1 protein-coding gene is annotated in these 241 nt (G+C 63.1%); it reads left to right on the top strand.

What is annotated here, in order from left to right; genetic code table 11:
* Window positions 1-241, top strand: a 241-nt coding sequence (locus SB719_RS22300; RefSeq protein ID WP_412160054.1) for an aldehyde dehydrogenase family protein, incomplete at both ends; no start/stop codon positions are given.

Raw genomic sequence — 241 nt, 5'->3', positions numbered from 1 at the left:
CACCGCAGCCTGCCGCCTGTATGTGCAGGACGGGATCTACGAGCGCTTCGTCGAGCGCTTGGGGAAAGCCGTAGCCAGCCTCAAACCGGGCCTGCAGGAGTCTGAAGAAACCGAACTGGGGCCGCTGATCAGTGCCCAACACCGCGACAAGGTTGCCGGGTTGGTGCAGCGGGCCATCGCCCAGCCGCACATTCGTCTGGTTACCGGTGGCAAGGCAATCGAGGGCGATGGCTATTTCTTC

Origin of the sequence: Pantoea sp. SIMBA_079 (assembly GCF_046940275.1) — a bacterium.
GTDB lineage: Bacteria > Pseudomonadota > Gammaproteobacteria > Enterobacterales > Enterobacteriaceae > Pantoea > Pantoea borealis.
Note: the sequence above shows the minus strand (reverse complement) of the source record. Positions and strands in the feature narration are given on the sequence as shown.